At 58.3% G+C, this 26,511-nt stretch carries 19 protein-coding genes and 1 pseudogene; 9 read left to right on the top strand and 11 right to left on the bottom strand.

The window, feature by feature from the left end:
- Positions 1-13 precede the first annotated feature (13 nt).
- Positions 14-5,302 (bottom strand): dermonecrotic toxin domain-containing protein, encoded by a 5,289-nt coding sequence (locus ACYZTM_RS18450; protein WP_461983909.1) that lies wholly within the window; start codon positions 5,300-5,302, stop codon positions 14-16.
- 236 nt (positions 5,303-5,538) lie between these two features.
- On the opposite strand from ACYZTM_RS18450, the gene ACYZTM_RS18445 reads away from it, so the two are divergent.
- The gene (locus tag ACYZTM_RS18445; RefSeq protein WP_131058859.1) at positions 5,539-6,666 is read left to right on the top strand and encodes a sensor histidine kinase; all 1,128 of its coding nucleotides are present in this window, start codon (positions 5,539-5,541) and stop codon (positions 6,664-6,666) included.
- 157 nt (positions 6,667-6,823) lie between these two features.
- On the opposite strand, the gene ACYZTM_RS18440 is transcribed toward ACYZTM_RS18445, so the two are convergent.
- Positions 6,824-7,129 (bottom strand): chaperone modulator CbpM, encoded by a 306-nt coding sequence (locus ACYZTM_RS18440; protein ID WP_131058858.1) that lies wholly within the window; start codon positions 7,127-7,129, stop codon positions 6,824-6,826.
- 23 nt (positions 7,130-7,152) lie between these two features.
- Positions 7,153-8,103 (bottom strand): DnaJ C-terminal domain-containing protein, encoded by a 951-nt coding sequence (locus ACYZTM_RS18435; protein WP_131058857.1) that lies wholly within the window; start codon positions 8,101-8,103, stop codon positions 7,153-7,155.
- A 297-nt stretch (positions 8,104-8,400) separates the two neighbouring features.
- On the opposite strand from ACYZTM_RS18435, the gene ACYZTM_RS18430 reads away from it, so the two are divergent.
- Positions 8,401-9,675 carry an Hsp70 family protein gene (locus tag ACYZTM_RS18430; protein ID WP_033055595.1) on the top strand — a complete coding sequence of 425 codons (1,275 nt, stop codon included), beginning with the start codon at positions 8,401-8,403 and terminating at the stop codon, positions 9,673-9,675.
- A 135-nt stretch (positions 9,676-9,810) separates the two neighbouring features.
- Here the strand turns inward: ACYZTM_RS18430 and ACYZTM_RS18425 are convergent, their stop codons facing one another.
- The 4 genes from ACYZTM_RS18425 to ACYZTM_RS18410 all read right to left on the bottom strand — a co-directional run bounded on the left by ACYZTM_RS18425 (position 9,811) and on the right by ACYZTM_RS18410 (position 16,823).
- Complete coding sequence (locus ACYZTM_RS18425) at positions 9,811-10,824, bottom strand: AI-2E family transporter (protein ID WP_131058856.1); 1,014 nt, start codon at positions 10,822-10,824, stop codon at positions 9,811-9,813.
- A 246-nt stretch (positions 10,825-11,070) separates the two neighbouring features.
- The gene (locus tag ACYZTM_RS18420; protein ID WP_131058855.1) at positions 11,071-11,376 is read right to left on the bottom strand and encodes a PsiF family protein; all 306 of its coding nucleotides are present in this window, start codon (positions 11,374-11,376) and stop codon (positions 11,071-11,073) included.
- 98 nt (positions 11,377-11,474) lie between these two features.
- Entirely contained in the window at positions 11,475-15,893 is a 4,419-nt protein-coding gene (locus ACYZTM_RS18415) for a dermonecrotic toxin domain-containing protein (protein WP_461983905.1), read from the bottom strand.
- 147 nt (positions 15,894-16,040) lie between these two features.
- Positions 16,041-16,823, bottom strand: a complete 783-nt coding sequence (locus ACYZTM_RS18410; protein WP_178083811.1) for an AraC family transcriptional regulator — start codon at positions 16,821-16,823, stop codon at positions 16,041-16,043.
- Positions 16,824-16,922: 99 nt separating this feature from the next.
- On the opposite strand from ACYZTM_RS18410, the gene ACYZTM_RS18405 reads away from it, so the two are divergent.
- Positions 16,923-17,810: a DMT family transporter gene (locus ACYZTM_RS18405; RefSeq protein ID WP_131058853.1), complete on the top strand. Its 888-nt coding sequence runs from the start codon at positions 16,923-16,925 to the stop codon at positions 17,808-17,810.
- Between the two features lie 126 nt (positions 17,811-17,936).
- Here the strand turns inward: ACYZTM_RS18405 and ACYZTM_RS18400 are convergent, their stop codons facing one another.
- The 3 genes from ACYZTM_RS18400 to ACYZTM_RS18390 form a co-directional block, all read right to left on the bottom strand.
- The gene (locus tag ACYZTM_RS18400) at positions 17,937-18,827 is read right to left on the bottom strand and encodes an esterase/lipase family protein (protein ID WP_131058852.1); all 891 of its coding nucleotides are present in this window, start codon (positions 18,825-18,827) and stop codon (positions 17,937-17,939) included.
- A gap of 108 nt (positions 18,828-18,935) precedes the next feature.
- Complete coding sequence (locus ACYZTM_RS18395; protein WP_007947555.1) at positions 18,936-19,241, bottom strand: DMT family transporter; 306 nt, start codon at positions 19,239-19,241, stop codon at positions 18,936-18,938.
- A complete protein-coding gene (locus tag ACYZTM_RS18390) occupies positions 19,242-19,880 on the bottom strand; it encodes an FMN-dependent NADH-azoreductase (RefSeq protein ID WP_461983902.1) in 639 nt (212 codons plus the stop codon).
- A gap of 123 nt (positions 19,881-20,003) precedes the next feature.
- Here ACYZTM_RS18390 and ACYZTM_RS18385 point away from each other — a divergent pair, with 123 nt between their 5' ends.
- On the top strand, positions 20,004-20,906 hold the full coding sequence (locus ACYZTM_RS18385) for a LysR substrate-binding domain-containing protein (RefSeq protein ID WP_131058850.1): 903 nt from the start codon (positions 20,004-20,006) through the stop codon (positions 20,904-20,906).
- A gap of 14 nt (positions 20,907-20,920) precedes the next feature.
- A pseudogene (locus ACYZTM_RS18380) lies at positions 20,921-21,310 on the top strand (ferritin-like domain-containing protein); the annotation flags it as partial.
- Positions 21,311-21,414: 104 nt separating this feature from the next.
- Here the strand turns inward: ACYZTM_RS18380 and ACYZTM_RS18375 are convergent.
- On the bottom strand, positions 21,415-23,490 hold the full coding sequence (locus ACYZTM_RS18375) for an AsmA family protein (protein WP_131058849.1): 2,076 nt from the start codon (positions 23,488-23,490) through the stop codon (positions 21,415-21,417).
- 385 nt (positions 23,491-23,875) lie between these two features.
- On the opposite strand from ACYZTM_RS18375, the gene ACYZTM_RS18370 reads away from it, so the two are divergent.
- The 4 genes from ACYZTM_RS18370 to ACYZTM_RS18355 all read left to right on the top strand — a co-directional run bounded on the left by ACYZTM_RS18370 (position 23,876) and on the right by ACYZTM_RS18355 (position 26,506).
- The gene (locus ACYZTM_RS18370; RefSeq protein WP_131058950.1) at positions 23,876-24,262 is read left to right on the top strand and encodes a hypothetical protein; all 387 of its coding nucleotides are present in this window, start codon (positions 23,876-23,878) and stop codon (positions 24,260-24,262) included.
- A gap of 172 nt (positions 24,263-24,434) precedes the next feature.
- Entirely contained in the window at positions 24,435-25,067 is a 633-nt protein-coding gene (locus ACYZTM_RS18365) for a TetR family transcriptional regulator (protein WP_010464134.1), read from the top strand.
- A 267-nt stretch (positions 25,068-25,334) separates the two neighbouring features.
- Entirely contained in the window at positions 25,335-25,835 is a 501-nt protein-coding gene (gene ureE, locus ACYZTM_RS18360) for an urease accessory protein UreE (RefSeq protein ID WP_131058848.1), read from the top strand.
- On the top strand, positions 25,832-26,506 hold the full coding sequence (locus ACYZTM_RS18355) for an urease accessory protein UreF (protein ID WP_131058847.1): 675 nt from the start codon (positions 25,832-25,834) through the stop codon (positions 26,504-26,506). Before ureE ends, ACYZTM_RS18355 begins: the two co-directional genes overlap by 4 nt.
- Positions 26,507-26,511: the final 5 nt, after the last annotated feature.

The raw sequence follows: 26,511 nt of genomic DNA, 5'->3' as shown, positions 1-26,511 counted from the left end.
AAAGCAACCGCGATCAGGTGTTCGGCTGCACGGCAAAAGGGATTTCTTCCCGTTGCAGTTTTGCCCGGTCGATCGCCTGCTGCGTGAGGGTTTTGACCAATGCCTTTTTGTCTTCATCGATGACATTCAACTCAGTGGCATATTCCGCTTCGGTCATGACCCGTCCCGGCGCAAACGCGCTTTCCGGTTTGTTCAGTTCAGCGCCGAGCACCCTGAGTTCTTCCTTCAACTGAGCCTTTTTTTCAAGGGAAAGCGTGGTGTCGGTCGCGCGCGCGTCCAACGCCATGTAGAACTCTGTCGTGGCATCGATCCGGCGCCTGAAGCCTTTGAAAGCACTTCGGCTGGAACCCTCGACGTAGGAAGACCAGAACGGCTGCTCGATGAGTAAATCACCGAGCAGCTCCCCCTCTTCAAGGTCCAGCACACGGCGGTACGCAGACTCGATCATCGCGGGCGTGACGCCGGCGATCTTTCTGAACTGCATTTTCCGAGACTGCCAGGGCAGATCCAGCTGATCGGCAAGATCCGTCATGAATGCCAGGTGAACTTCAACCTCATCAATCGTGCCCGTCACCTCGCCCGTCGCATCAAGGCGCCTGAACTGCTCGCCCTGCGCCTCGCGCTCGGCAATCGTTTTGCGGGCGATCCTGCTCAATTCATCCAGACGTGACTTGCCCCGCGCCAGCGACACCAGCTCACCCTCGACCAACGCGGGATTTGCCAGTTCATAGGCCTCATGAATCAGCACCTCCATCCCCATGGCGTTGAACAGCTGCGCGCCGGCATCGACGCACGCCGTGGGCACGGTGGACATCGTGAAGAGTTTTTGGCGCAGCTCGGTATTTTTGGCCATGGCCTCGAGCATTCGCCAGACCTTGGCAGTTACATCGACACGGAACCCAGGGTCGCGCTTGAAATGCCCCGACTCGGTGAGTTTACGAATTTCATTGAAAAACCCGACCGAGCCGATCTCATCCTCGACGCTGTTCCAGACCTTTTGTTTCGCCACCCACTCCGGCCGGGTCAAGCCGGCCTCCCAGTCGAGACTGTCGCGCACGCCACGAGGCGGATACGGACGGTCCGGGTCCATACCGACGGATTCGATGTACTCCCTGAGCAACTGCAGATTGGACTCCGCCAACCACTGCGGTTCCCGGTTCAACACCGTGCGGGCCAGCAGTTCTGCCTGGACGGACCCTCGGGGCACCGTCGGGATCTGCGTGATTTCGTTACCCTGCAAATCCAGGTAAAAATGCCGAAACCGCGGTTGTGCGAACAACCCATCCGGCCAGGTAGGAATGCCCGTGTCCGCCAGGATCAGCGTATGTAGCATCATCATGCTGCCAATATCCGGGACTTGCCCCAGAGGATTGCCGAGCAAATCCAGGCTCTCGAGCCGTATCAGGTTGCGCAGGTCAGCTATCCCTCGCGCATCCAGAACGATACGGTTTCCTCGCAGGGACAACTCTGTCAGTTTGCGCATCCAACTGACGGGACGAGGAAACCGGGTGAGCGCATTGCCGTTGACGTTGAGCGAACGCAAACGGGGGAAATGATCGAGGAAGGAAACATGCGCATCGGTCAGTTGAGTCCGGTTCAGATTGAGGCGGGTGACGTGATCGAAATTACCCTCCAGTGCGGGCAGGGTGCCCAGATGACGCCCCAGCGGAAAGTTTTCCAGGTCGAGCACAGCGCCTTGCAAATCGCCGAACGAATCCACATCGCGCAACCCGGTGTGCTGCCAGCACTCCCTGACCGCTTTGTATAACGCGTTTCTGGACTGCCATTCGGCGATGCCCGCAGGCGTGAAGCGAAACGCTGCGGTCGGCGAGTTCAGCCAGCGTTGAAAATTGGCGTTGAGCCGATCGAACTCCGCTTCGAGTGCGCTCGCCCTCTGCTCCAGACTGACGTCGCTTCCACCCGCCTGCAAATAAGCCAAGGCCTCGTCCTCCGTCCATCCGGGACGCACGACACGGACTCGCTCTTGCGGCGTCATTGCCCCGGTGACTTGACGCACCCCCTGCGAAACCCCGCGCATGCCGCCACGTAGACGCATCGTGGCAGGGTCGTACGTCGGCTTGCGTATAGGGTTATCCGCGAGAAGGGCACTGAACGTGTCTCGTGGCAACGGCGCTTTTTGAATGGCGTGCTTGAGCGTGGTGCCTTGATTGATGTGATACCCCAGCGCGTTTCGTTCGGCATCAGGCAGGGCATGCAACACCGAGGCGTAAAGATTATCGGCGCCGTGCAAATGAAGATCATCGGCATCGCGTGCCTGGTACTGACCGTCCTCGCTGACCAGGATTCTGCGCTGGGCAGCATCTGCCGGGCCGACGCTGTTGCGCAACGGTCCGTCGAATGAGTATTCGCGGATTTCGATCCGAACGTTTTCGGGCCAGTGGGGCAATGCTTGCAACGAGTGCAACGCCAGCCGTTCGGTGTCCACTCCGTACACCGAATCGAGGAACAGCCCTTCATAAGCGCGCGCGGTTCGTATCGCCTGTAAGGTGACTCTCACACGTTCCTTGAGCTGCAAAGGGATGCGTGACGGTTCGGTGATGTTCGCCAGGTCTTGCGGTTCGATGTCGGCCAGCAACTCCCGGGCAATCGCCGTGGGGAGTCCGCTGAACGCGTCCTGGAGCACCAGCACTTGCGGGTTGTTGGTCTGTTGCAGACGACGATTTAGCGCGTCAAACAGAGGCCCGCGCCGGATACCTGCCCGCCCGGCAAGCTGGTTTTTCAAGGCATCGATGCGGATTTTCGCGTCAGTTGAAATGCCCTGCCCGAGCATCGCGTGGATGTCGGTCTCGTTCGCAAACTTCACGGCAAGCTCTGGCAGTTTTCCTGCACGGACCTCGGCACGGCTTACCTTCAGCGTGTTGGCCGGCAACGCATCGATGTTGCCAAACTTTATTGAGCTTCCCCCGTGCCCGGCGCCATCAACGAGTTCGATACTTTTTTGCTCGGGCCATCTCGGTAGTTCAACCAGCAACCGGGGCACCTGCTCGATGAACGCTTCCGGCACCTCATTGAGCCTTATCTGCCCGGGCAGCTTTTGCACATCAGCCCAGATCCTGAAGCGCTCGATGGTGTCGTTCAGCAACGCTGGCGGCGGATCGCCGACGACATGCAACCTGCGCAATTCGTCCTCCTCCAGTCCACTGACCAGACGAATCTGCTCCAGCGTGTTATCGGGAAAACCCTCGACCGTCGGCCCCATGCGCCGCATGAGTGTGGTTTTGTCCCACTCGAGGGGGCGGTCGAGTTCTGTCTTCCACACGCCGGCACCGCTGTGCTCCAGTTTCGGTTGATAAGCCTGCGGCCGGTTCGGATGACGCAAACGTGGCTGGCCAGTGCCTGGATCACTTATGACTTCGAAGTGTTTGTCTTCATGCTTGAGGATGTCTTTTTCGCTGTGCCGGAACAGCCCCAGCTCGTTCGGCTTCGCCTCATTGGGCAACGCCACGTCGTGCGCGTAGGGCGAAAGGTCCGGGTTCCACAGACGCGTCTTGCCGTCAGGCCGCTCAACCTTTTTCAACTGGTCGATAAAAGCCGATGGTTTGACAGACGCAGCCGCACCGGAGGGCAAGACATGCCCGGCCGCCATGATTGCCAACTGCGCGAAATTGATCATGACACCGGTAAGGTGGGCCGCCGCTTCTTCCTTGTCGCCCTTGCTCCAGTCTTCGATGCCTTCCATGGTTTCGAAGAGCATCTGCCCGACCATAATGGCCAGCATCGCTTCGCCCAGGTAGGGAACCAACATGGCGCCAAAGTTGAACACGTTCCAGCCGATGTTCAGGTAACTGTTCAGGCGATTCCAGCGGGTGGTGGCGTCTTCATCGCCGGTCGGCACGGCGATTTGCCGCGCATCTGCAATCGCTTTTCCCCTGCGCCATAAGCCCATTTGCGGCCAGAGATCGCCGGGGATGATATTGGTGACAGGCTCTGGATCGGGGTTCTCGACCGCGGCTTCTCGCCACCACGGCCCCATGTCCAGGGGTACACGCTGTTGCCAAGTGTACGTCGAGAGGCGCTCGCGAACCCGGGCAAAAAATCTGCCCTTGTCTTTTTGCGCCACAAAACGGCTGAAAAACTCTTGATAGCTGGGTGAGCGCAACTGGCCCGTCAGTTCTTTCATGAAATCAGTGAAGGACGCGTACTCTTTGAAGGGATGCTCAGGATCATCGGGGACATACACAATCAACGTCCCGTCGAGACGACTTTGTTGATAAACATCATTCTTTTGCAACATGGCGTCGACGAGACCACTGGGGCCATTGGCGAAAAACGCCTCGAGCAACTTGAACTGTTCAAACTCCTGTCCCGGGAGCAGGGTCAGACGGCGCGACCAATCCAGCATTGTTCGTTGATGCTGTGGAATGAGATCGTCGTAAATTCTTTTGATTTTAGAAGGGTCTGCTACAGCGCTGAACAACACAATTCCGGCCAGCCTGAAACCCATGATCGAAAGCCGATGGCATTGCAAGGGACGGCGCCCCATCAAAATGCCTGGTTCATTGTCACGAATCTGCCGAAGCTTCCCGTAGCCATGGGAAGTGATGTCTTTTTTCAGATAAGCGATAAGCGCCGACTCATTGAAAGCGGCTTTTTCACTGACCGTACATTGCCGCACAACTGTCGCTTTGCCTGCGGCCTCTTCGGGTTCCAGTAATGCCTTGATGTGCTGCTGATATTGCGCACCGATATCGAGCGCCCGACACAGGGCAGCAAATCTTCCAACCGTCAGCGCATGTCGCTGAAGTTCATTTTCGTTACCCCTGATGAAGATGCCTGAACCCTCGCGAAACGCGCCCTCCTGCGTTTCGGGCTGTTCAAAATTATGCAATGCAGCTTCCAGTAATGAGGACTGTCTGAGTCGACTGGCATTGGTATCGATGCCAATAGCCAGTTTGGCCGGGATGTACAGTCGAATCAGCGTCGCGTTGACGTCCAGTTCCAGATTCAATTGCTCTTTCAATGCCTGAACAAGCAAGGGCTCGGCAAAGGCATGAATGTTTTGCTGCACATTCTCCAGCGTATCGTCCAATGAACCCTGGACGCGCCAGTGCTCGTCAATCAACGCCTTGAGGTACTGGCGATCAATGGCGCTTGAATTCAAATACCATTCAGGAAATTCCGGTTTCGAATGGGCCAATGCAACAAGGCGCGAGGCGGGTGCGTCTTTTATCGGCGAGGGCAGTTTGCTCAGAAGATAGTCACGATAAACATCGCGCGCGCCCTCTGCTCCTACATACCCGGTAATTATCTGTAACGCCGGAGTATCCGAATGTTCGTTCATTTCGCAAATCCTTATGCGATGAAAGGAGCGACCAGATTATTGATTGGCTGCAAAAACAAAAGATCAAAAAACAGTGCTGAAATCAGGAATACATCGAGAACGCATTCGATTTCAGAATCTGAAAAACAGGTAAATACCACCCGAACGCAGCCAAAAGAGCCCCACCGCGCAATGGTAGTTTTTAGCGGGCAGTAAAGGGGCTAAGATGCGCCAGACTTCCCATCAGGAAACCGGCCATGCGCCTACCCGAATTCATCAGGCAACACGTGGACCGTATCGTCGATGAATGGGAGCAGTTCGCCAGCACCATCACCCCGGCGGCCGAGCACATGGACAGGGTCGCCTTGCGCGATCACGCCAAGGCCATTTTGCTGGCCGCGGCGCGAGACATGACCACCGCGCAAACCTCCAGCGAACAGATGGCCAAGGCCAAGGGCGAAGGCCCGGAAAAAACCCCGAGCCTGGACGAGGCCGCCGCCAGTCATGGCGAGTTGCGGCATACCGCGGGGTTTGATCTGGTGCAGATGACGTCGGAGTTCCGTCATTTGCGCGCGTGTGTCATCCGTTTGTGGGTCGCCAGCCTGGAATCACCGGACCTGGCCTATTTCCAGGACATGATCCGTTTCAACGAAGCCATTGACGAAGCACTCGCCGAATCCACTGCGGCCTACGCCGAGCAGGTCAATCGTTCGCGGGATATCTTTCTGGCAATACTCGGGCATGACCTGCGGGCACCGTTGCAAGCGGTGAGCATGTCCACCGAATTGCTGATGCGCAAAGTAACGCTTGAAGGCGATGCACTGGCCTGCGCGATCAATATCAAGCAGGGCGCGCGGCACATGGCGGTGATGGTCAGCGATTTGCTGGAGCTGGTGCGCAGTCGCCTGGGTAAAAGCCTGCCGATCGAACCGGCGCCCATGGACCTGGCCGATGCCGCCCATGCGGCGATTGCCGAAGCCTGTGCCGGTAACCCGGAATGCGATCCGACCGTCAACGTAGTGGGAGATACCCGAGGTAACTGGGATGCCGGGCGGGTAGGTCAACTGTTGCAGAACTTGATCGGCAACGCGTTGCAGCATGGATTGAACAAACGTGACGTAACGGTGACCCTTACAGGCGAGCCAGACACGGTTCGCCTCACGGTGCATAACTACGGCGTTCCGATTTCCGAAGACGCGATTGGCACGATTTTCGATCCGATGGTGCGCAGCGTTGACGAAGAGCTCGGCCAGCCATCCACCAGCCTTGGCCTGGGGTTGTTTATCGTCAAGGAAGTGGTGGATGCGCACGGTGGGACGATTGAGGTCAGCTCCAGTGAGGCTGATGGCACGATGTTTACCGTGGTGTTGCCCCGGAAGGTATGACGGCTTGAGACCGCGTCATCGTTCTTCGTCGGAACGCCGCCCGGAGCAAGCCCGCTCCCACAATTAACCGAGTTCCTTCAGATGGAATACGGTCGAATGTGGGAGCGGGCTTGCTCGCGAAGGGGCCATATCAGGCAACGCAAAACCATCAGGTCAGCTACTCAACCACCAACCGCCCCAACCGCTGCTTGAGCATGCGATTCTCGGCCCGCAGTTGCTGGACCTCCTCAAGCAGGTCCAGCGCCAGGGCGACGCCTTCCCACTCCAGTTCCAGTTCGCGACGCAGCTTCGCGGCGCGCTTGGCCAGTGCCAGCTCATAATCGTTGAAACGCCAATCCTTGGGCTGCGTGCCCTGAGGTTCGAGGATGCCGTGCTCGACGATTTCGATCACGTAGACGTCCGACAGGTCGGTCGCCTCACAGAATTCTGCCATGTCCAGTTGAACGATCAGGGGGTTGCTCATGATCGGCTACTCCGTCTCTTGGATCAGAAATTTTCTCTCGGGTCGAAAGCGGCTTTTTTCGCCAGTTCCTGCCACAGCGCCTTGACCTCGTCGCTCGAGGTCTTGGGCATGACCGCCTTCAATTGCACGAACAGGTAGCCACGCTCGCCCGCCTTGTTCAGCAGACCGTGCCCCTTGGCGCGCATACGCTGGCCATTCTGGCTGCCGGCCGGCACCTTGAGGTTGATCTTGCCTGTCAGTGTAGGCACTGCCACTTCGGTACCCAGCGCCAACTCCCATGGAGCCAGCGGCAAGGTAATGATCAGGTTCTCGCCTTCGACGTCAAACTTGGGGTGCGGCGCAAAGCGAATGATCAGGAACAAGTCACCATTAGCGCCGCCACCGACACCCGGCGCACCCTGGCCCTTGAGGCGGATGCGCTCGCCGTCGGTCACGCCGGCGGGGATTTTAACGTTCAGGCTTTTGCTGGTGTTGCTGACGTGTTGGCCGGCAGCGTTGTACTGCGGCACCTGGAAGGTGACCTTCTTCGACTCGTTCGAGAGAGTTTCTTCCAGAAAAACCGCTAATTCCATTTCCACGTCTTGCCCTCGACGTCCGGCGCTGCGTCCCGACTGTCCACCACCAAAGCCCGGGCCACGGTTGCCGAAGATCGAACTGAAAAAGTCCGAAAAATCGCCCGTGTCCTGACCGCCACCACCAAAACCACCGCCACCACGACCCTGCCAACCCGGCGGCCCCTGGAACGGTTGGCCGTGCTGGCCATATTTGCGCAAGTCGTCGTATTCGGCGCGCTTGTCGGCGCTTTTCAGCGCTTCGTAGGCTTCCGAGGCGTCCTTGAACTTGGACTCGGCGTCCTTTTCCTTGCTGACGTCCGGGTGGTATTTGCGCGCCAGCTTGCGATAGGCGGCCTTGATCGCCTTATCGTCAGCCGTCGGCTCCACACCGAGAATCTTGTAATAGTCTTTGAAGTCCATCGAGGGAATCACCATCCGTTATCGATATCGCGCCGCCACCGGCAGTCTGCGCTCATTGCCAGCCGCCAGGTTGACCGATCTCAAGTTGTTGACCGGGCAGCGCATCAGAAATTTATCGGCAGCGGCGGGCGGTTCTTGCGACCGTCCTGTGGCTGCCAGGCCCAATGCAGACAAGTTTGGGGCAAAGGATAGTCTTTCAAGGCGTTAATAGCTGAGATTTAGCGGATAGTCGGCCTTCGAATATTCGCCGCACTGACATACACTGCGCGGCCGTTTTTTAACCGGAACTCGAAAGACATGAAAAACGCATCTCCAGCCCGTGCCTGTGGTATCGACTTCGGCACGTCCAACTCCACCGTCGGCTGGTTGCGCCCCGGCATGGAAACGCTGATCGCGCTGGAGGACGACAAGATCACTCTGCCCTCGGTGGTCTTCTTCAATATGGAAGAACGCCGCCCGGTGTACGGCCGGCTGGCGCTGCACGAGTACCTGGAAGGCTATGAAGGCCGGTTGATGCGCTCGCTCAAGAGCCTGCTGGGTTCCAAGCTGATCAAGCACGACACCAGCGTCCTCGGCACGGCGATGCCGTTCAAGGACCTGCTCGGTCTGTTTATCGGTCAGCTGAAAAAGCGTGCCGAGACCGCCGCCGGTCGGGAGTTCGATGAAGTGGTGCTGGGTCGTCCGGTGTTCTTCGTCGATGACGACGAAATGGCCGACCAGGAAGCCGAGAACACCTTGGTGGACGTGGCGCGAGCCATCGGCTTCAAGGATGTGTCGTTCCAGTACGAGCCGATTGCAGCGGCATTCGACTACGAGTCGACCATCGAAAAGGAAGAGCTGGTACTGATTGTCGACATCGGCGGTGGTACGTCCGACTTCTCGTTGGTGCGCCTGTCTCCCGAGCGTCGCACCCACGACAACCGTCACGATGACATCCTCGCCACCGGCGGCGTGCACATCGGCGGGACCGATTTCGACAAGCAGCTGAGCCTGCAAGGCCTGATGCCGCTGTTCGGTTACGGCAGCCGCATGAAGAGCGGCGCCTACATGCCGACCAGCCACCACATGAACCTGGCGACCTGGCACACCATCAACTCGGTCTACTCGCAGAAGTCGACCCTGGCCCTGGGCAGCATGCGTTACGACATCGAAGACACGGGTGGCATCGATCGTCTGTTCAAGCTGATCGACCAGCGCGCCGGCCACTGGCTGGCCATGGAAGTGGAAGAAACCAAGATCCAGCTGACCCACGCCGACAGCCGCCACGTGCCGCTGGACCGCATCGAGCCGGGTTTGAGCGTAGAGCTGAGCCGGGCGCTGTTCGAATCGGCCATCGACAACCTGCTGGAGCGCGTGCGCAACAGTGTCACGCAATTGCTGAACGACGCCAACGTGCGCGTCGATCAGGTCGACACGGTGTTCTTCACCGGCGGCTCCAGCGGGATTCCGGCGCTGCGCAACAGTGTGTCGGCGATGTTGCCGAATGCGCGGCATGTGGAAGGGAACATCTTTGGCAGCATCGGCAGCGGATTGGCGATCGAGGCGATGAAGCGTTACGGCACGATGGACTGATCCAAAAGTCCGCGGCGCCTGCTTCGCGAGCAAGCCCGCTCCCACATTTGACCGAGTTCCTCCAGATGGAATGCGGTCGAATGTGGGAGCGGGCTTGCTCGCGAAGAGGCCCTATCAGGCACTACAAATGCCGGATCAAACCATCCCCACCTGCTTCAACTCGCTCTTCAGATACGCGTAATAAATCGGCCCTGCCACCACTCCCGGCAGGCCGAACGCGGCCTCGAACACCAGCATCGCCAGCAGCAACTCCCACGACTTGGCACTGATCTGCCCGCCGACAATGCGCGCGTTGAGGAAGTATTCAAGCTTGTGGATGACAATCAAATAGCCCAGCGCCGCCACGGCCACCCAGATCGACAGCGACAGGCCGACGATGGTGATCAGGGTGTTCGATATCAGGTTGCCGATCACCGGCAGCAGCCCTAGCAGGAACGTCAGCACGATCAGGGTTTTGGTCAGCGGCAGCTTGATCCCGAACATCGGCAGGACCACCGCCAGGAAAATCCCGGTGAAGAAGGTGTTGAGCAGGGAAATCTTGATCTGGGCGAACACGATGTTGCGAAACGCCTGGACCAGCAGGTGCAAGCGGTCGAACAGCGCGGCGGCCAATGGCTTGCGCTTGGTCAAGTCCGGCACGCGCTGCAAGGCAATGATCGCCCCCAGCACCATGCCGATCAGCAGCGTCACAAACATGTGCGCCGCGTCCTTGCCGACCAGTTGCAAGTCGCTCAGGTGCTTGCTCATCCACTCGCCAATCGCCACGCGGAACTCGGCCGCGCTGGCGGGCAGATAGACGTCGATGAACGGCGGCAATTGCCCGCGCGCACGGTCGACCACAACCATGAATTTGTCGAGAGATGCGCCGGGGTTTTCCGCTTCGTGCAGCAAAAAGCTGATGGCACCGGCAAAGATCAGCGTCAACACACTGACCACTAGCGTCCCCAATAACGCCACCGCCAGCCAGCGCGCCCGCCGACCTTCGATCAGCCGCTGCAATTGCGGGGTGAGCATGTTGACCAATTCGAACACCAGCAACCCGGCCAGCAGGCTGGGCAGCAGCCGCAGCGGGATCACCAGCAGCAAACCACCAAAAATGATGACCCAACTGATCAGCAGCAAAACGTGGCGTTGAGAAAACGTTGGCATACAGCCTCAAAACGAACGACGTAAAAGGATTGGCAGTCTGCCAGCGTTCGGAGGCCAGCACTAGGGATTGTGTAGGTCGACCTTAGTGGGCATTGGCGACTTCTTGCAGCGTCCATGCCGCCCCCTTCGCGAGCAAGCCCGCTCTCATCCTCAGTCTAAATCCTGCGCAAGACACAAGCGGGCTTGCTCGCGAAGAGGCCTTCACAATCGCCACAAACTTCCCGGCCCCAACAAAGACCGCTCGGTTTACTTTTTCTTCAGGCAATCACTCATGAAGGCTTTACGCGCATCGCCTTTCAAAGCCTGGGTAGCCGCGGTGGCGTTGCAGGTTTTCATCTTCTCTTGCTGCGGGGTTAGGGCTTTGGCGTCATTGGCGGCCGGCGCCGCTTTGAGGCAGGTGCTCATGAAAGTTTTGCGCTCATCGCCCTTGAGGCTTTTTGCGGTAGCGTCAGCGTTGCAAGTGGTCATCTTGTTCTGTTGCTCAGTGGCGGCGAAGCCCTGGGCACAAAGCAGCAAACCGATCATCAACAAAGGGACACGCAACATCTTCATGGAGTTTTCTCCTTGTTGCCGCACCGAGGGGTGCGGCCTCATTCTGGAGTGTAGACAACCCCTGTTACACCTTCATCAATCGAAGCCTCATATGACCCTCAATCGGCATCCGCTTGCGCGTCCAGGATGTCCTTGAAAGCGTCCAGGTATCGATTGTAAGCATCAACCCGGTTTTCAATGACCGACGCGGGCATCCGTTCGAACGAAACCGGTGTGCCACCCTCGACAGCATAGGTTTGCCCAAGCTCACCCAATGACGTCCATTGGGCGTATGCCGCCGCTCCCTTCTTATACAGCTTGTCGATTTTTATCTGCCGGTACGTGTTCGCCTCGGAAACCGCAGGCAATGTCGCCGGGCCTGGCGGTACTTCATTGATAAAGTTGTAATCGGCCACGGCGGGGCCGGGTGGCAGTGTCATCAATGGCGTTCTGTCAAACTGGAAGTAGCCATTGCTGGCCAGGTGCGCAGCGGGGAATTCCGGCCAGGAGTCAGCAACGACCAGTCCATTGAGATTGTTCAAGTCATCACCAATCACCACATATTGATGATCAAAATCGGAGACTTTGACGATATGAATGCTGGACGTCCGGGGTTGGCTGGCGAGGATCGAAAACGTTACCTTCGAGTTCTCCGAGCAGTTGCCGCCCTTGATTTCGATGGCTTTGCGAGCGGCTTCGGCAGTGGTCAGTTTTGCGGTGAACCCGCCGTCCTCCAGGTCCAGCCCTCTGAGACCTTTTATTTTCGCGATTGCCGAACCGCCGTTTTCCCAGATGCTCGGCAACTGATTGCCCGACAAGGGCAAGAGTTCCTTGGCTCGATAGATCGCTTCCTGTGCCATTTTCAAGTTGGCCATGGTTTGAGCCGAAACCTGAATCGGCTGTTCGTTCGTGGCTACGGCTTGGGACAACCACTCTCCATAGCTACTGAAATCGGCTAGCTCCGGACTTGGCGTTACAGCGTTCTCCCGGACTGAGCGAAACAGCGCCTGGTATTCATTTGCGCGCCCGGTCTGTTCCAGATTCCGCGCATTCATGCCCAGGTTTCGTTCCGACTCCGTGAGCGGCACCAGGCCTTCTTCGGTAAATAGACGCCCGGTTAAAGAGTTGAACTGTTCAGGCAGCATCAGCTTCTGCAAATCAGGCAACGCCTCAATACTTTGAACGATTTCCAGGCCCGGCCCGGCCTCGCCGGTAGCATTGGCTGCGTTCAGTGCATCCCCCAGATCGTAGAAGTAATCCTGCGCAAAGCGCTCGTGCATCAGTTTCAGGCCACGCAGGTAATCGAACCGTTTGAACGTTGAAATGGAAGGGTGAAACGCAAGGTCAATCAGCTCCCCGTATAGATTGCCAATCTCTTCCAAGGCAACACGCTCGCCGCCAGCGTTCGGCACACCACCGCGCAGGCGCATGAATCGAGGATCGTAAGTGATGCGGTCAAGAACCGGGAGATCGTCCAGCACCTTCAGCAACTGATAGGGCCTCAACGCATTGTCCCGCAAGGCCAGCTTCAATTTTGGCCCTTGGCCGATATGGATCTTTAGCGCATTACGCTCGGCATCCGGCAACGCCTGCAAAATGGAGGAAAACAAATCCATGCCTGAATGCAGAGCGTTGCCGTCTTCGTCATACGCAACGAACGTCGAATCCTGAAGCTCGACGAGCGTGCGCTGAATCCCCGCGTCGCTCTTGCCGATACTGTCGAGCAGGCTACCACCGTACTCGAACCGCCGGACTTCAATGCGGACATCGGGATTCCATCCGCGAAGATTCTCAAGCGAGTGCAGCGCCAGTCTGTCCATGTCGGAACTGTCGACCGAGTCCAGGTAAAAACCCTCATAAGCGCGACTGATCCGCACATCTCGAAGGCCCCAACGTGCGAGGTTTTCGAGTCTCGCGGGCAACTGCCCGCGCTCAATCGCCTTAACTTCTGAACGTGTGGCGATTGACAGCAACTCGCGGGCGACAGTGCCAGGCAGGCCCGGCACTTTGGTCTGGATCGTTTTTGCGTTGCCACTCGTGGCGACCTCGATACGACGATAACGCGCGTCGAACAGGGATGTGCGCTTGCTCTTGGCCAGCTTTACCAATTCTGCTCGCAGATTTTTGGCGTTCATTTCGGGTGTGCTGACTTCAATGCGAAATTCGACGTTCAACAAGGTGTTCAGTTGCGCATCATCAAGGTGCGATAACAGCGTCTTGACCAGATCGACGCCGGACAGACGATTGCTGTTTATCCGGATACGTGACCCGCTCGCGCGACCAATGACTCGAAGTACTTCACCACTGGCGTCTACCAGTTCAATCGCCTTGCCGGGCCACACGCCGTCGAGCAGCTGAAATTGCATGTCGGGATCGGCGCTTGAATAGTCTTGCGCCTGTTCGCTGCCCAACTGCTCGATGAAGGTTTGAATGTCGCGGTCGATACGGAACCGGGTCACGGTATCGCTGAGTAGAGGCAGGGGCCGTTCATTGTCGGCATACATTCGGCGGATCGCATTGGCATCGGTCTGACTGACCACGCGGATGTCCCCGTAGGATTGGGCTAGTTCACCCATGTCCGGAGAGAGTCGCGCCATCAAGGTCGTGTCATCCCAGGTGTGAGGCTGCTCGCCTTCAATCACGAATGCACCTTCGCCGTTGCTGTTCAACTCGGGCTGATAGGCGTCTGGACGGTTCGGATGTTTAACCCTGTGTTTGCCGGTCTGCCGATCTTTCGTGAGCTCGAAGTGCTTGCTGTCCAGTTTGAGAATCGGCTTGCCTTCATGCTGGTGCAGCCAGGTTTCATCAGGCTTCGAATCCGCAGCGAGGGTCAGGTTATGTTTCTGATAGGGTTCGAGGTCCTGGCTCCACAGGCGTTTTGCACCGCTGGGAAGCGTGACCGGTTTTGTCGACTCGATGAACGATGACAGTTTGGGCAATACCACCTCCCCTCCGATTTTCATGCCGGCGGCGAATGCCACTAACTGGATGACGCTTTCGACAAAACCAATGATGTGCTCGGCCCCTTCCAGGTACAGACCTTCAGCCAGATCCACGATGCCTTCGACGACCTCATTGACCAACTGATAAACCATGTAACCCATCATTATCTCGCCCACACCGGGTATGAACGGACCCACAACCATCAACGCAACATTGAAGATATCGGAGAGCATTTTTTCCAGATTGTCGAACCACGCCCAGCGCTCCATGCGGTCTGCATCTTGCGTCGAGATGACCATCTCCCGGGCATCGTTGAGGATTTTGTTTTGCTGTTGCTGATAGAGATATAGCCAAGGGTCGCCAGTAAATATTGTATCGATGTCGTACTCGAACCGAACGTGGTCGAAGTACAGGCGCGGATTCTCCACGGGCGTTTCGCGCCATACTGGCTGATCGACGCCCGGGACTTTGTCGTGCTGGGTTATTTCTACCAGCGCGGCGTTGAGTGCTGCAAAAAAGTGGCCCCGTTGCTGATGGTCGACAAAACGGCTGAAGAACTGCTGATAGCTGGTAGTGGAATCCGCTGGGTCCTTTGCAGTGTCACGTAACTGGCGAGTGAGCTCGCGGGCGAATTCGGCTTTTGAAGCGTACTCTTTCAGTGGATGTTCCGGATCGTGCGGCACATAGGCAATGACTCGCCGGGCAGCGTCGTCGTTAATATAAAGATCGGGCGCGATCAGCACGATCCCTCTTAACTGAACATCGAGCATTTTCAGCTGATAGTAACGAACGGGAAGCCCCCCCAACTTCGACTCTTTAATATCCTTGAGCAGGCTTTTTATAGCCAGATAGCCCTCAAACGAGATATCTTTTTTCAGCATAGCCAGAGACAAGGCTGCGTTCAGGGCAGCTTTTTGGCTTCTGATAACTTTGCGTTGCAACATGCCACGCGCCACCCCATCGGCGGGACGCACATAGCTTTCAAGAAAAGCCTTATATTGGGCACCGATGTCCAGGCTGCGACAAAGCGCCTTGTACTGTTCAATACTCATTTTGTTGCGGACATCGGTTATGTCGAATCGATTCGCTTTGTCGGGCCGAGTAATGAATTGCGAGTCGGAAGTTAATACTTCCTTATCGGAAAAATTATGCAATGCCGCATCAAGCAGCGACACAACACGGGACGCTACCCCGTTATTGAAGTTGTTGGCCCAAGGAGATAAATGGACTGGCGAAAACACCTGTAAAAAAGTTTCTTTGACATTGACGTCAACGCCATATTGATTTTTCAGTGCCTGACGGAGCAGAGGTTCGGCAAAGGCGTGCACATCTTGCGCTTCGCGCAGTATGTGGTCGACATCATTTTGCGCACGCCAACTTTCCTCGATGGCACTTTTGAGAAGTCCATGCTCGATCGATGAGGCCGTTTTAGTCCATTCCGGAAGTGGGGCAATGGCGCCTTTTAATGCGCTTATTCTGTGTGGCGAAGCCTGGTTGATCCACTCTGGAATAGCATTTTTCATAAACTCGTGATGAACGCTTTTTTCTTGCGGCGCGGACATCAGCACTTCACGGATCGGAATAACAGTGGTCACATTCACACTCTGCACAAGTAAGTTAAACAGGAACAGCTTATGCAAACAGCGTACAACGTTAATCCTGCGACCCAATGAAGTGCTTTTCTGATTAATCTGTAAGAAACGTCTCCGCCACAACTTTTAAAACTGGTTTTACGAACTAACTCAGATAACTCGTTGTCGCCGATACTGCTCCGGCGTACACCCGGCCTGACGTTGAAACATCGCGATAAATGCCGAGCCCGTGCTGTAACCCATGTCGAAGGCAATGTTCTGAATGCTGCGCTGACTGTCCAGCGCTTCGATCGCCGCGAGAAATCGCAATCGTTGCCGCCATTCGCCGAAACTCATGCCCAACTCGCGGACAAACTGCCGGGCCAATGTGCGTTCGCTGACATGGATCTGCGCGGCCCAATGCGCCAATGGCCGATTGTCCCCAGGCTCGGCTTGCAGGGCCTCAAGTATCCCAAGCAATCCCGAACTGCTGGCGTATGGCAAATAACACTCGTGGACGGGCGCCTGTTGCAGTTGGTCCACCAGCACTTGCGCCAGACGTGTGTCCGCTTCCTGCTCGGGAATTTTCACGTCGCGGGCGGCGAAGTCCTTGAGGATCGCCTTGAGAATGTCGCTGATTGCCAGCGTGCAGGCTTCCTGGGGCAACGTGCGGCACAACCTCGGCACCAGGCAGACCGCGCGATAGTTGATCGGTTGATTGCTGTAGAAACTGTGCTCGGTCTCGGGCGGCACCCACACGGCGTATTGCGGCGGCGACATAAAGCGGCGGCTGCCGATTTCCATGTGCAGCACACCATTGGCCGAATACTCGAGGGTGCCCCACGGGTGACGATGGGTCGAAGCATATTCGTGGGTATCGAAGTCGGCATAACGGAAGTACACCGGGGACGGCAGTTCCGCGAAGTCGAGCAGGTCGATGTGTTTACTGTTCATGCTGTCCGTCATCAAGGGCAAGTTGTCTGGATCGAAGTATAGGCTTGTATCCAGACACGCGGATAATTGCCCCCTCACTTACGTTTCTGGTTTTTTCTGATGCAATACGCTTATCCCCTGCTGGCCATTTTCATTTGGGCTGGCAACACCGTGATTAACAAACTGGCGGTCGGCGCGATCTTCCCTGCGGAAATCGGCTTCTACCGCTGGCTGCTGGCCGGGATTCTGTTCACGCCGTTCATGCTCAAACCGGTAATCGCTCATTGGCCGCTGATTCGCCCGAACCTGGGCAAGATTTTCATCCTTGGCGTGCTCGGCATGGCGGTTTATCAGAGCCTGGCGTACTTCGCCGCGACGCTGACGTCGGCCACCAACATGGGGATCATTTTGTCGCTGATGCCATTGATGTCGCTGGCCATGGCGATTGTCAGCCTCGGCCAGCGTTTGACGGCAGGCGCACTGGCCGGCGCGGTGCTGTCGTTTGCCGGGGTGTTGGTGGTGGTGTCGTCCGGCAGCCTAGGCGCGCTGTTGGAGCATGGCGTGAACCTGGGTGATGCGATGATGCTGATCGCCACGCTGGCCTATGCGATTTACAGCACTCTGCTGAAGAAATGGCAGCTGCGCTTGCCGCCGCTGGTGTTGTTGTATTTGCAGGTGCTGGTGGCGGTGGTGGTGCTGTTTGCGCTGTTTGTCGCTTCACCGAAGGTTGGCCCGACCTTGCAGAATATTCCGCTGGTGCTTTATGCCTGCTTGCTGGCTTCGATGCTGGCGCCGTTGGCGTGGATGCAGGCCGTGGTGCGTCTGGGGCCGAGCCGGACCACGCTGTTTTTCAATTTGCTGCCGTTGATTACTGCGCTGATTGCGGCGGTGGTGCTGCATGAACAACTGGCGATGTACCACTTGGTGGGCGGGGTATTGACGTTGGGTGGGGTGGTGCTTTCGGAGCGGTGGACCACGGTGCTTGGCCGTAAGGTCAGTGTTGCCTGACCCGACGTCTTCGCGGGCAAGCCTCGCTCCTACAGGGTTGGCGTCGTGCCGATTACCGGCGACCGACACAAAACCTGTAGGAGCGAGGCTTGCCCGCGAAGAACGATGACTCGGTCTGACTGACGTTTACACGCCTGCCGCTTTCAACCGCGCCGCATGCTCGACAAACAAGCGCACCGGATCAGCCCCCTTCCCCACCAGCCCCAGCGACTGATTGACGATGTCGAAGTGATCCATCGGATACTCATCGCCAATCACCGTCCCAAGGTGCGAGCTGTAACGCCCGACCATCCCGTCGCAATGCCCGGTTTCGCGCACAAAGGTTCTGGCAAACAGCCGGCAACTGCGATTCGTCCCGTCGAACAGGTTGCCCCCGCGATCCGTCTTGCCCGGCTGCAACGTCCCGGACCAGGAGTAATAGCGCACGCCGTTGACCTCTTCAGGCCCGTGACCGCCCCAGGTTTCAGGCAGGCCCTGTGGATAACGCTGATTGAACAGCGCCACGCCTTGAGTCGTCAGCGAATGGTGCGAAGCCGGGATATCCACAGGCAATTTCGGCCCGCGATAGCCGGTTTCGAGCAGGCTCATCAATGCGCCGATCCAGCGCAGCAACACGCTGAGAACCCGCCCTTTAAACGTGTCGGCCGGGTAGTGTTTTTCCAGATAATCCGCCAGCTCAGAGCCATGATTCGGCCCTGCGACTGAAGTCACGGACGCCACGCGATCCGGGCGTTTGGCCGCCGCGTATCGGGCCGTGAGCGAACCCTGACTGTGGCCGATCAGGTTGACCTTCTCGGCCCCGGTTTCCCGCAGGATTTCTTCGATCCGCGCCAGCAACTGCTCGCCGCGCACTTCGCTGGAATTGAGCGGCGAGACCTGCACCGCAATCACTGTCGCCCCACCCCGGCGCAACGCTGAAATGATCCCGTACCAGTACGGATACAACACCAGACGGATAAACCCGAGCATTCCCGGGACAAGCACCAACGGGTAGCGCGTAGCGGAACCTTGCGACATGGGCGAACATCCTTGTGATCGGTGAGATGAAGCAAGGCGCGATGCAAGACATCAGCCAAGCATCGTCACCCAAGATGACAACTCGACGACCAGTCTATGACATCCACCCTACTTCAGCCCCACCACGCCCGCCACGATCAGCCCCACTGACACCAGTTTGATCGCCGTCAGGCTTTCACCCAGCAGCGCAAAGCCGAGAAACACCGTGCCCAATGAACCGATGGCAGTCCAGATCGGGTAGGCGATGCTCACCGGCAACTCGCGCATGGCCAGGGTCAGGAAGTAAATCCCGCCGACAGCGGCCACCACCGTGATCAGCGATGGCCAAAGCCGGGTGAAGCCTTCGGCGTACTTCATGCCCATGGCGAAGGTGACTTCGAACCCGGCGGCGATCAGCAGAAACAACCAGGCCATCTAGAACTCCCGGGCAAGCGTCAGCAAACGCTGCTCGGCCTCGGCCGCCGAAATCTCGAAAGTACGCGCGGCGGACTCTTCGCCTTCGGCGGCAACCACGGTGATGTCGGTGATACCGATGAATCCCAGCGCGGTGCGCAGCAACGGATCGGCATGGTTCATCGCCTCCAGCTCACCGCCCGGCCCGAAACCGAAGCCGCCGCGACTGGTGACGATCAGGGCTTTTTTGCCTCGCACCAGCGGCTCGTACTGGGCCACGCCATTGTCCAGCGTGTGATTGAACGTCAGCCCGAGCCGCACAATCTGATCGATCCAGGCCTTGAGGCCGCTGGGCACGCTGAAGTTGTGCATCGGCGTGGAAATCACCAGCAGATCGTGGCCGAGCAACTCGCCGACCAGTTCATCGCTGAACGCCAGGTCGGCCTGCATCGACAAGGGTCGCGCGTTAGGCTCGGGGTAAAACGCCGCGACCACAAAGGCTTCGTTGACCGGCGGTATCAAAGCCCGACCGACTTCCCGGCGAGTCAGCTGCGACTGCGGATGCCGCGCCTGCCAGGCAGACAGAAACACTTCGGCCAAACGCCGGGAGTGCGAACGCTCGCCGCGCGGGCTGGCGTGAACTGCAAGAATCTTACTCATCTGAATCTCCTTCAGGGCTAAACTCAAACTGCTTGTGGCTTGCAGCTTGAAGCGCGTAGCCGCCCATCTTCAACTGAGTAGAAATCAGTCTGGATGAATCCATTTCATCCATGGAGTGTTTGAATGTTTGCCTCGTTGCCGCTGACCGCCCTGCGCGCTTTCGAATCCGCCTCGCGCCTGCTGAGTTTCAAGGCTGCCGCCGAAGAACTCTCAGTGACGCCGACGGCGGTGTCCCATCAGATTCGCTCCCTGGAGAATTGGCTCGGCGTGCCGTTGTTCGAGCGGCTACCACGGCAAGTTCGCCTGACTGACTGCGGCGAACGGCTGTTCCGCAGCCTGCACGGCGCGTTGCTGGAGGTGGCACAGAGTGTCGACACCCTGCGCCCGCAACGCAGCGGCGCAAGCCTGACGATTTCCACCACGGCAGCCTTCGCGGCGCTGTGGCTGGTGCCGCGGCTGGGCCGGTTCTACGCCCGTCATCCGAACATCAGCCTGCGCCTGGATACTCATTGCGAGGTCATCGATCTGCATCAGGACGCCAGCGTCGATCTGGTGGTGCGCTACAGCCTGGGTGACTACCCGAATCTTTATGGGCTGTGCCTGTTCGACGAATCGTTCGGCGTCTATGGCTCGCCCGGGCAAGTGGCTCTGGCAGTTGATCGGGTGCCCACGCTGATCAGCGTGCGCTGGCACAACTCCAAACTGTACGCCCACGGCTGGGCGGCCTGGTGCGCGCAGTCCGGCGAGGCCTGGCTGACGGGACAACCGGCGGTCCGTGAGTACGATGAAGAGCATTACGCCCTGCAAGCGGCGATCGCCGGGCAAGGCCTGGTGCTGGCGAGCAACATTCTGGTGTCGGAAAGCGTGGCCAGCGGTTTGCTGGTGGCTTATCGGGGCGAGATTCAGGTGGATGGCGCCGGCTACAGCGCGCTTTGCGTGCCTGGACGCGAGCGACATCCGCCGGTGCGGGCGTTCTTTGCGTGGTTACGCGAGGAGGCGTTGCTGTCCGGGCATGCGCTGGCGTGATCGGCTCGGCCACTGTGGTCTGCGTGTTGCGCTACAAGCGTCACTACTTTATGGGCAGCGGCTTGAAAGCCAACGTCGCGGCCGATGAATTCCTCGAACACGCGACTCAAGAGGCGGAGCACGCCGACCGACTGGCCGAGCGTATCGTGCAGTTGAGCGGCGAACCGGAGTTCAACCCTGACCTGCTGTCGAAAAACTCCCACGCGCAATATGTGGCGGGCAATTCACTCAAGGAAATGGTCTACGAAGACCTGGTTGCCGAACGAATCGCCATCGACAGCTACCGCGAGATCATTCAGTACATTGGCGAGAACGACCCGACGACGCGGCGCATCTTTGAAGACATCCTGGCTCAGGAAGAAGAGCATGCGGATGACATGGCTGACATTCTGAAAGACCTGTAGCGCCTATTAATCAGCCTTCGCGGGCAAGCCTCGCTCCTACGGGCTACATCGTCCCTGTAGGAGGCGAGGCTTGCCCGCGAAGGCGTCTTCACAGACGCTGCAAATCACTTCGTGGGTTTGACGGTCACTGGCGCCTTGCCCGCCTTCATCTGCTCCAGCAACGGCGCACACTGATTCGGCTCGCCCCCGCTCGGTGCCACCAACGCCAGCAACCCCGCCGCAGGCGCCGCAATCAGACCCAACGCAACCATCCCCGCTCCACGCAAAATCAGCGGCACAGCCTTCACGCCCGCATCAGGCTTGATGAACTTGCCCCGCACATACAGCGGCGACCGTAGCGAAATCAACCGCCAGCCCTTGGATTCCGGAGTAATCGTCAGGTCCAGCTGCTCCGTCGCCATGTTCGCCGTGCCATCGACATAGATGATCGCGTTCTCGGTATCGAAGACAAACAATCGCGTGGTGGCCAAACCGGTCTTGATGTCGAAGTCCGCCGCCGCGCAATTGATCTTCACTTCCTTGTCGCCAAAGATCTTGCCCACCACGTAGTTGCCGACGTTGAGCCCGGCCAGTTCCATCAACTCGCGGCTGATGGCACCGTCGTTGATCAGCATTTTCAGATTGCCATTGGCGCTGCCCAACAGCTTGGCGACCGAGTTGCCACGGCCGGTGATGTCGGCGTCGCCATTGAGCTCGCCGAAACTGGTTTTCATCGGCTCAAAGGTCGGGAACAGCTGCTTGAGCTTGAACTTGCGCGCGGTAAGTTTGGCCCGGCCTTCCAAGGGTTCGGTACGGCCATTAAGGCGTATCTGCGCATCCAGGGTGCCGCCCGCCACGCCGAAACGCAGGGGCTCGAGGCTGAGGACACCGTCGGTCAGCACCAGGTGCGTGTAAAGATCCTTGAACGGCAGTTTTTCGCTGTGGACGATGCGCTTGCCGGTGAATTCGACATCGGCGTCCATGTCGCGCCAGCGTTCGGTCTTGAACTCCTCGACTGGCAACACCTTGTCCGTCGGCTGCTTGCTTTCACCACCCCGGGCCTTTTGCTTGGCGTTGGAATCGGCGCCGATCAGCGGGGCGAGGTCGGCGAACAGCAGTTGATTGGAAACCAGCGACCCAGTGAGTTTCGGCCGAGGCTGGCTGGCGACATAGGCCAGGCTGCCGTGGATGTCGCTCTCGCCGATCTTGCCGTTGAACGCTTCATAGCGGAACACCGCGCCGCCAGACTCATGCAGTTTGGCGATCAAATGCCCGTCGGTCGCGTACGGCGGTGTATCCGGCAGCGTCACACCGGTCAGCGGATAGAGATTGCCCAGGCTGGTGCCGGCCAGTTTCAGGCGCAAGTCCAGAGCGCCGAGGTTCAGCGGATCGGTCAGCGTGCCGGCCAGCTCGACACTGGTGTCGGCGATTTTCACTTGCGCCTGAAGCGGGAACGGCCTGGTCGCATCCTGGAACGCCAACAACCCGCCGATCTTGCCTTCGCCCGCGAGTTTCTGATTGTGGTATTGGCCTTTGAACTTCAGCGCGAACGCGTAATCCTGCGGGGCTGCGCCTTTCTCCTGCGCGGTTTTCGCTGCTTTGTCGCCGACGATATCACTGAACGGAATCGGTTTGCCCAGCGGATCAATCAGTACATCGAGCTGAGTCTTGAGGTTCTGGTCGTCGAGAGTGACGTGGCCCCTGTCGAAGCCGATGGCACCGATGTCCACCACCCAGCTTGAAGGCTCGGCATTCGGATCTTTGGGGTCGAATTTGAACGTCCAGTTGGCGCGGCCGTCGGCCAAGCGCTGCAAATCTGCATTCGGCTCAGACAGGTCAATGCGCGGGATAACCACCCGCTGCGCCAGCAAAGCCAAGGGTGAAATGCGCAGCTCGACCCGCTTGAGGGTGACCATCTGCGGTTTCTTCGACCAGTCCGGGTTACCCAGGCTCAGGTCTTCGGCCACTACGTGCGGCCACGGCACCCACGCCCGCCAACCGCCTTCGTCGGGCTCGCGCTGCCAGACCACCGCCAGGTTGCCATTGATGGCGAACGGACGATGCAGCTCTTCAGAGACCTTGGCATTAAGGGGCGGTTTGATCCGGTTCCAATCGAAGAACACGATGATCAGAACCAATACCGCCAGCAAGACAATCAGGCTGGCGAAGGTCCAGGTAACAATTTTACGAGTGCGCGTCATTGCACAGGGCTCCTGATACGACTGAGCGCCCTGACTGCGACGCACGTGTGAAACGTTAGGCCAGAACCGGCCGGCCATGGAATTTAGGACTTGGAAATGGCGCTCAGGTTTAACCGAATAGCCTTTTAACGCTCAAATAATCGGTCGGGGGCACATTGCCCCCGAATCCGGCGTTACCGGCCCCGCACTTTTGTGCGGCACGAGTGGGTTGAAAATACCCACCGCAGGGCAAAAACGTTCGCCGGAAACGCCCGTTCTAGAGCGCCGCGGCAGAACAATCAATTCCGTTGATTATTACCATTGCGTTTATGAACTTTTATATCGACTTATCGAGAGTAGCATTGCCCTCGTACCCACATTATCGCCCCCCAAGGAGCAAACCATCATGAAACGCCAATTACTGCTTAGCCTTACCCTCTCAATGCTGGCCAGCACCGCTTTTGCTCTGCCCGCTGCTGACCAAGCCACTCCGCAAGTCAAAACCAACTACTCGGTGTTTAGCCAAACCGTCGCTGCCGATGGTTCCGACCGCACTCCACAAGGCCAGACCCTTGCCGAAGGTGGTAATGATCGCCTGAAAGAAAAAGGCTTGATCACCCAGGATGGCTCAGATCGTACCCCACAAGGCCAAACCCTTGCCGCTGATGGCTCCGATCGCACCCCACAAGGTCAAACCCTGGCTGCCGACGGTTCCGATCGCACTCCACAAGGCCAAACCCTTGCCGAAGGTGGTGGTGACCGTGTAATCGAACGCAACAGCTCTGTGAGCTGAGCCCATGGTGGCCCTGAAAAAAAGCCCAATCCCCGGATTGGGCTTTTGACTTTATAGGGTTTGACCGTTTTGAAGCTGCACATCCCCGCTTGATCTCCCGATAGTCGTTCGACGCCAGCGAAGCCGATTTGATAGAGTGCGCCGCTGTCCCTGTCCAGAAAACACCCTTGCGATGCTGCCCCGCGCCGAACAGAAACAACAAACCCGCAACGCCCTGATGGACGCTGCCCGTCACCTGATGGAATGTGGCCGAGGATTCGGCAGCCTGAGCCTGCGCGAAGTCGCAAAAACCGCCGGGATCGTGCCCACCGGTTTCTACCGGCATTTCGCCGACATGGATGAACTGGGCCTGGTGCTGGTAAGCGAGGTCGGCCAGACCTTTCGCGAAACCATTCGCCTGGTGCGCCATAACGAGTTCGTCATGGGCGGCATCATCGACGCTTCGGTACGGATCTTTCTCGACGTGGTCTCGGCCAATCGTTCGCAGTTCCTGTTCCTGGCCCGCGAGCAGTACGGCGGATCGCTACCGGTGCGTCAGGCTATCGGACGTTTGCGTGAAGACATCAGCTCGGACCTGGCAGCTGACTTATCCTTAATGCCGAAACTGCAGCACCTGGATATCGCCGGTTTGAGCGTGATGGCTGATCTGATCGTCAAAAGCGTGTTCGCGACCTTGCCGGACATCATCGACCCGCCGGCCGAGGCTCTACCCGAGCACCTGACGCCCCAGGCAAAAATCACTCAGCAGCTGCGCTTCATCTTCATCGGGCTCAAGCATTGGCAAGGTCTGGGCAGCACCGAATAACCCCTGTAGGAGAGAGCCTGCTCGCGATGCGGCGTGTCAGAGAACTATGTGTTGGCTGACACTCCTTCATCGCGAGCAGGCTCACTCCCACAAAAACCACTCAAGGCATCAATTTGGTGCCACTGAAATATCCTCGCACCATTCCAGCTCAAAATTCTGCAACATCCTGAAACACCCGCTACGCTCCGACAGGTATTTCCTACGTATCGCCCGATTGGCAAGCCCCTTGCTCTAGCCTGAGCATTGTCCATTGCTGGAAGCCTCCCGATGCTGGTGATTCATCGCAGAATCGACCCTCAACCCGTCTGGGCCGCCGAGTTGCACCTGACTTTCGAAGCCCGGAGCAAAAGCCGTTTGCGCTGTTTCAGTGCCGAAGGCGAGGACGTCGGGTTGTTTTTGGAGCGCGGTCAGCCGCCGCTGCATGACGGCGAATGCCTGCAAGCCGAGGACGGACGCATCGTCCGTGTCTACGCCCGACCAGAGCAACTGCTGCACGTCACGTGCGCCAATGCTTTCGAACTGACTCGCGCGGCGTATCACCTTGGCAACCGCCACGTCGCCCTGCAAGTCGGCGATGGCTGGTTGCGCCTGCTCGACGATTACGTGCTCAAGGCCATGCTCGAACAGTTGGATGCCCGTGTCGAAAACATCGAAGCCCCGTTCCAGCCGGAACACGGCGCCTATGGCGGCGGCCACCACCATTCGCGCCACGGTGATGAAGACTTCAACTACCCGCCGAAACTGCACCAGTTCGGCGTCCGTTTATGAACCCGGCCTGGGCGCTGCTGCGCCTGGCCAGCCCACAACTGCCAATTGGCGGCTACAGCTATTCGCAAGGCCTGGAAATGGCAGTGGATAACGACCGGGTGAAGGATGCAGACAGCGCGCGACGCTGGATCAGTGATCAGTTACTGCTCAATCTGGCACGTTTCGAAGCGCCGCTGCTGCTCGCCCATTGCATCGCAGCCGCCGAAGAAAACTGGGCTGAGTTGCTGCAACGCTGCGAAGAACACCGCGCCAGTCGGGAAACCCGCGAGCTGCATCAGGAAAGCCGGCAGATGGGCTATTCGTTGCAGCAACTGCTCAATGGCTTGCCGGAATTCGATGCGCCGGCCCGCGCCTTTCTAGAACAGCGCCCGGAACCGCACCTGGCCCTCGGCTGGGCGCTGGCCGCTCGCGCCTGGAAAATCAGCCCGCAAGATGCGCTGGCGGCGTGGCTCTGGAGCTGGCTGGAAAATCAATTGGCGGTGCTGATGAAAACCTTGCCGCTCGGCCAGCAAGCGGCTCAACGCCTGACCAGCGAACTGCTGCCGTTACTGCAACAAGCCCAGCAGGACGCCACCCGAATCAACCCCGAACACTATGGCAGCGCCGCGTTCGGCCTGTCCCTGGCATGCATGGCCCATGAGCGCCAGTACAGCCGTCTGTTCCGTTCCTAGGGCCT

The sequence above is a fragment of the Pseudomonas sp. MDT2-39-1 genome (genome assembly GCF_054898085.1).
The sequence above is the reverse complement of the archived record's forward strand: the minus strand, read 5'-3'. Positions and strand labels throughout refer to the sequence as shown.

Bases quoted from the DNA above. Each gene is read 5' to 3' on its own strand.
- ACYZTM_RS18450 (WP_461983909.1), bottom strand. From the start codon at position 5,302: ATGAACGAACATTCGGATACTCCGGCGTTACAGATAATTACCGGGTAT.
- ACYZTM_RS18445 (WP_131058859.1), top strand. From the start codon at position 5,539: ATGCGCCTACCCGAATTCATCAGGCAACACGTGGACCGTATCGTCGAT.
- ACYZTM_RS18440 (WP_131058858.1), bottom strand. From the start codon at position 7,129: ATGAGCAACCCCCTGATCGTTCAACTGGACATGGCAGAATTCTGTGAG.
- ACYZTM_RS18435 (WP_131058857.1), bottom strand. From the start codon at position 8,103: ATGGACTTCAAAGACTATTACAAGATTCTCGGTGTGGAGCCGACGGCT.
- ACYZTM_RS18430 (WP_033055595.1), top strand. From the start codon at position 8,401: ATGAAAAACGCATCTCCAGCCCGTGCCTGTGGTATCGACTTCGGCACG.
- ACYZTM_RS18425 (WP_131058856.1), bottom strand. From the start codon at position 10,824: ATGCCAACGTTTTCTCAACGCCACGTTTTGCTGCTGATCAGTTGGGTC.
- ACYZTM_RS18420 (WP_131058855.1), bottom strand. From the start codon at position 11,376: ATGAAGATGTTGCGTGTCCCTTTGTTGATGATCGGTTTGCTGCTTTGT.
- ACYZTM_RS18410 (WP_178083811.1), bottom strand. From the start codon at position 16,823: ATGAACAGTAAACACATCGACCTGCTCGACTTCGCGGAACTGCCGTCC.
- ACYZTM_RS18405 (WP_131058853.1), top strand. From the start codon at position 16,923: ATGCAATACGCTTATCCCCTGCTGGCCATTTTCATTTGGGCTGGCAAC.
- ACYZTM_RS18400 (WP_131058852.1), bottom strand. From the start codon at position 18,827: ATGTCGCAAGGTTCCGCTACGCGCTACCCGTTGGTGCTTGTCCCGGGA.
- ACYZTM_RS18395 (WP_007947555.1), bottom strand. From the start codon at position 19,241: ATGGCCTGGTTGTTTCTGCTGATCGCCGCCGGGTTCGAAGTCACCTTC.
- ACYZTM_RS18390 (WP_461983902.1), bottom strand. From the start codon at position 19,880: ATGAGTAAGATTCTTGCAGTTCACGCCAGCCCGCGCGGCGAGCGTTCG.
- ACYZTM_RS18385 (WP_131058850.1), top strand. From the start codon at position 20,004: ATGTTTGCCTCGTTGCCGCTGACCGCCCTGCGCGCTTTCGAATCCGCC.
- ACYZTM_RS18375 (WP_131058849.1), bottom strand. From the start codon at position 23,490: ATGACGCGCACTCGTAAAATTGTTACCTGGACCTTCGCCAGCCTGATT.
- ACYZTM_RS18370 (WP_131058950.1), top strand. From the start codon at position 23,876: ATGAAACGCCAATTACTGCTTAGCCTTACCCTCTCAATGCTGGCCAGC.
- ACYZTM_RS18365 (WP_010464134.1), top strand. From the start codon at position 24,435: ATGCTGCCCCGCGCCGAACAGAAACAACAAACCCGCAACGCCCTGATG.
- ureE (WP_131058848.1), top strand. From the start codon at position 25,335: ATGCTGGTGATTCATCGCAGAATCGACCCTCAACCCGTCTGGGCCGCC.
- ACYZTM_RS18355 (WP_131058847.1), top strand. From the start codon at position 25,832: ATGAACCCGGCCTGGGCGCTGCTGCGCCTGGCCAGCCCACAACTGCCA.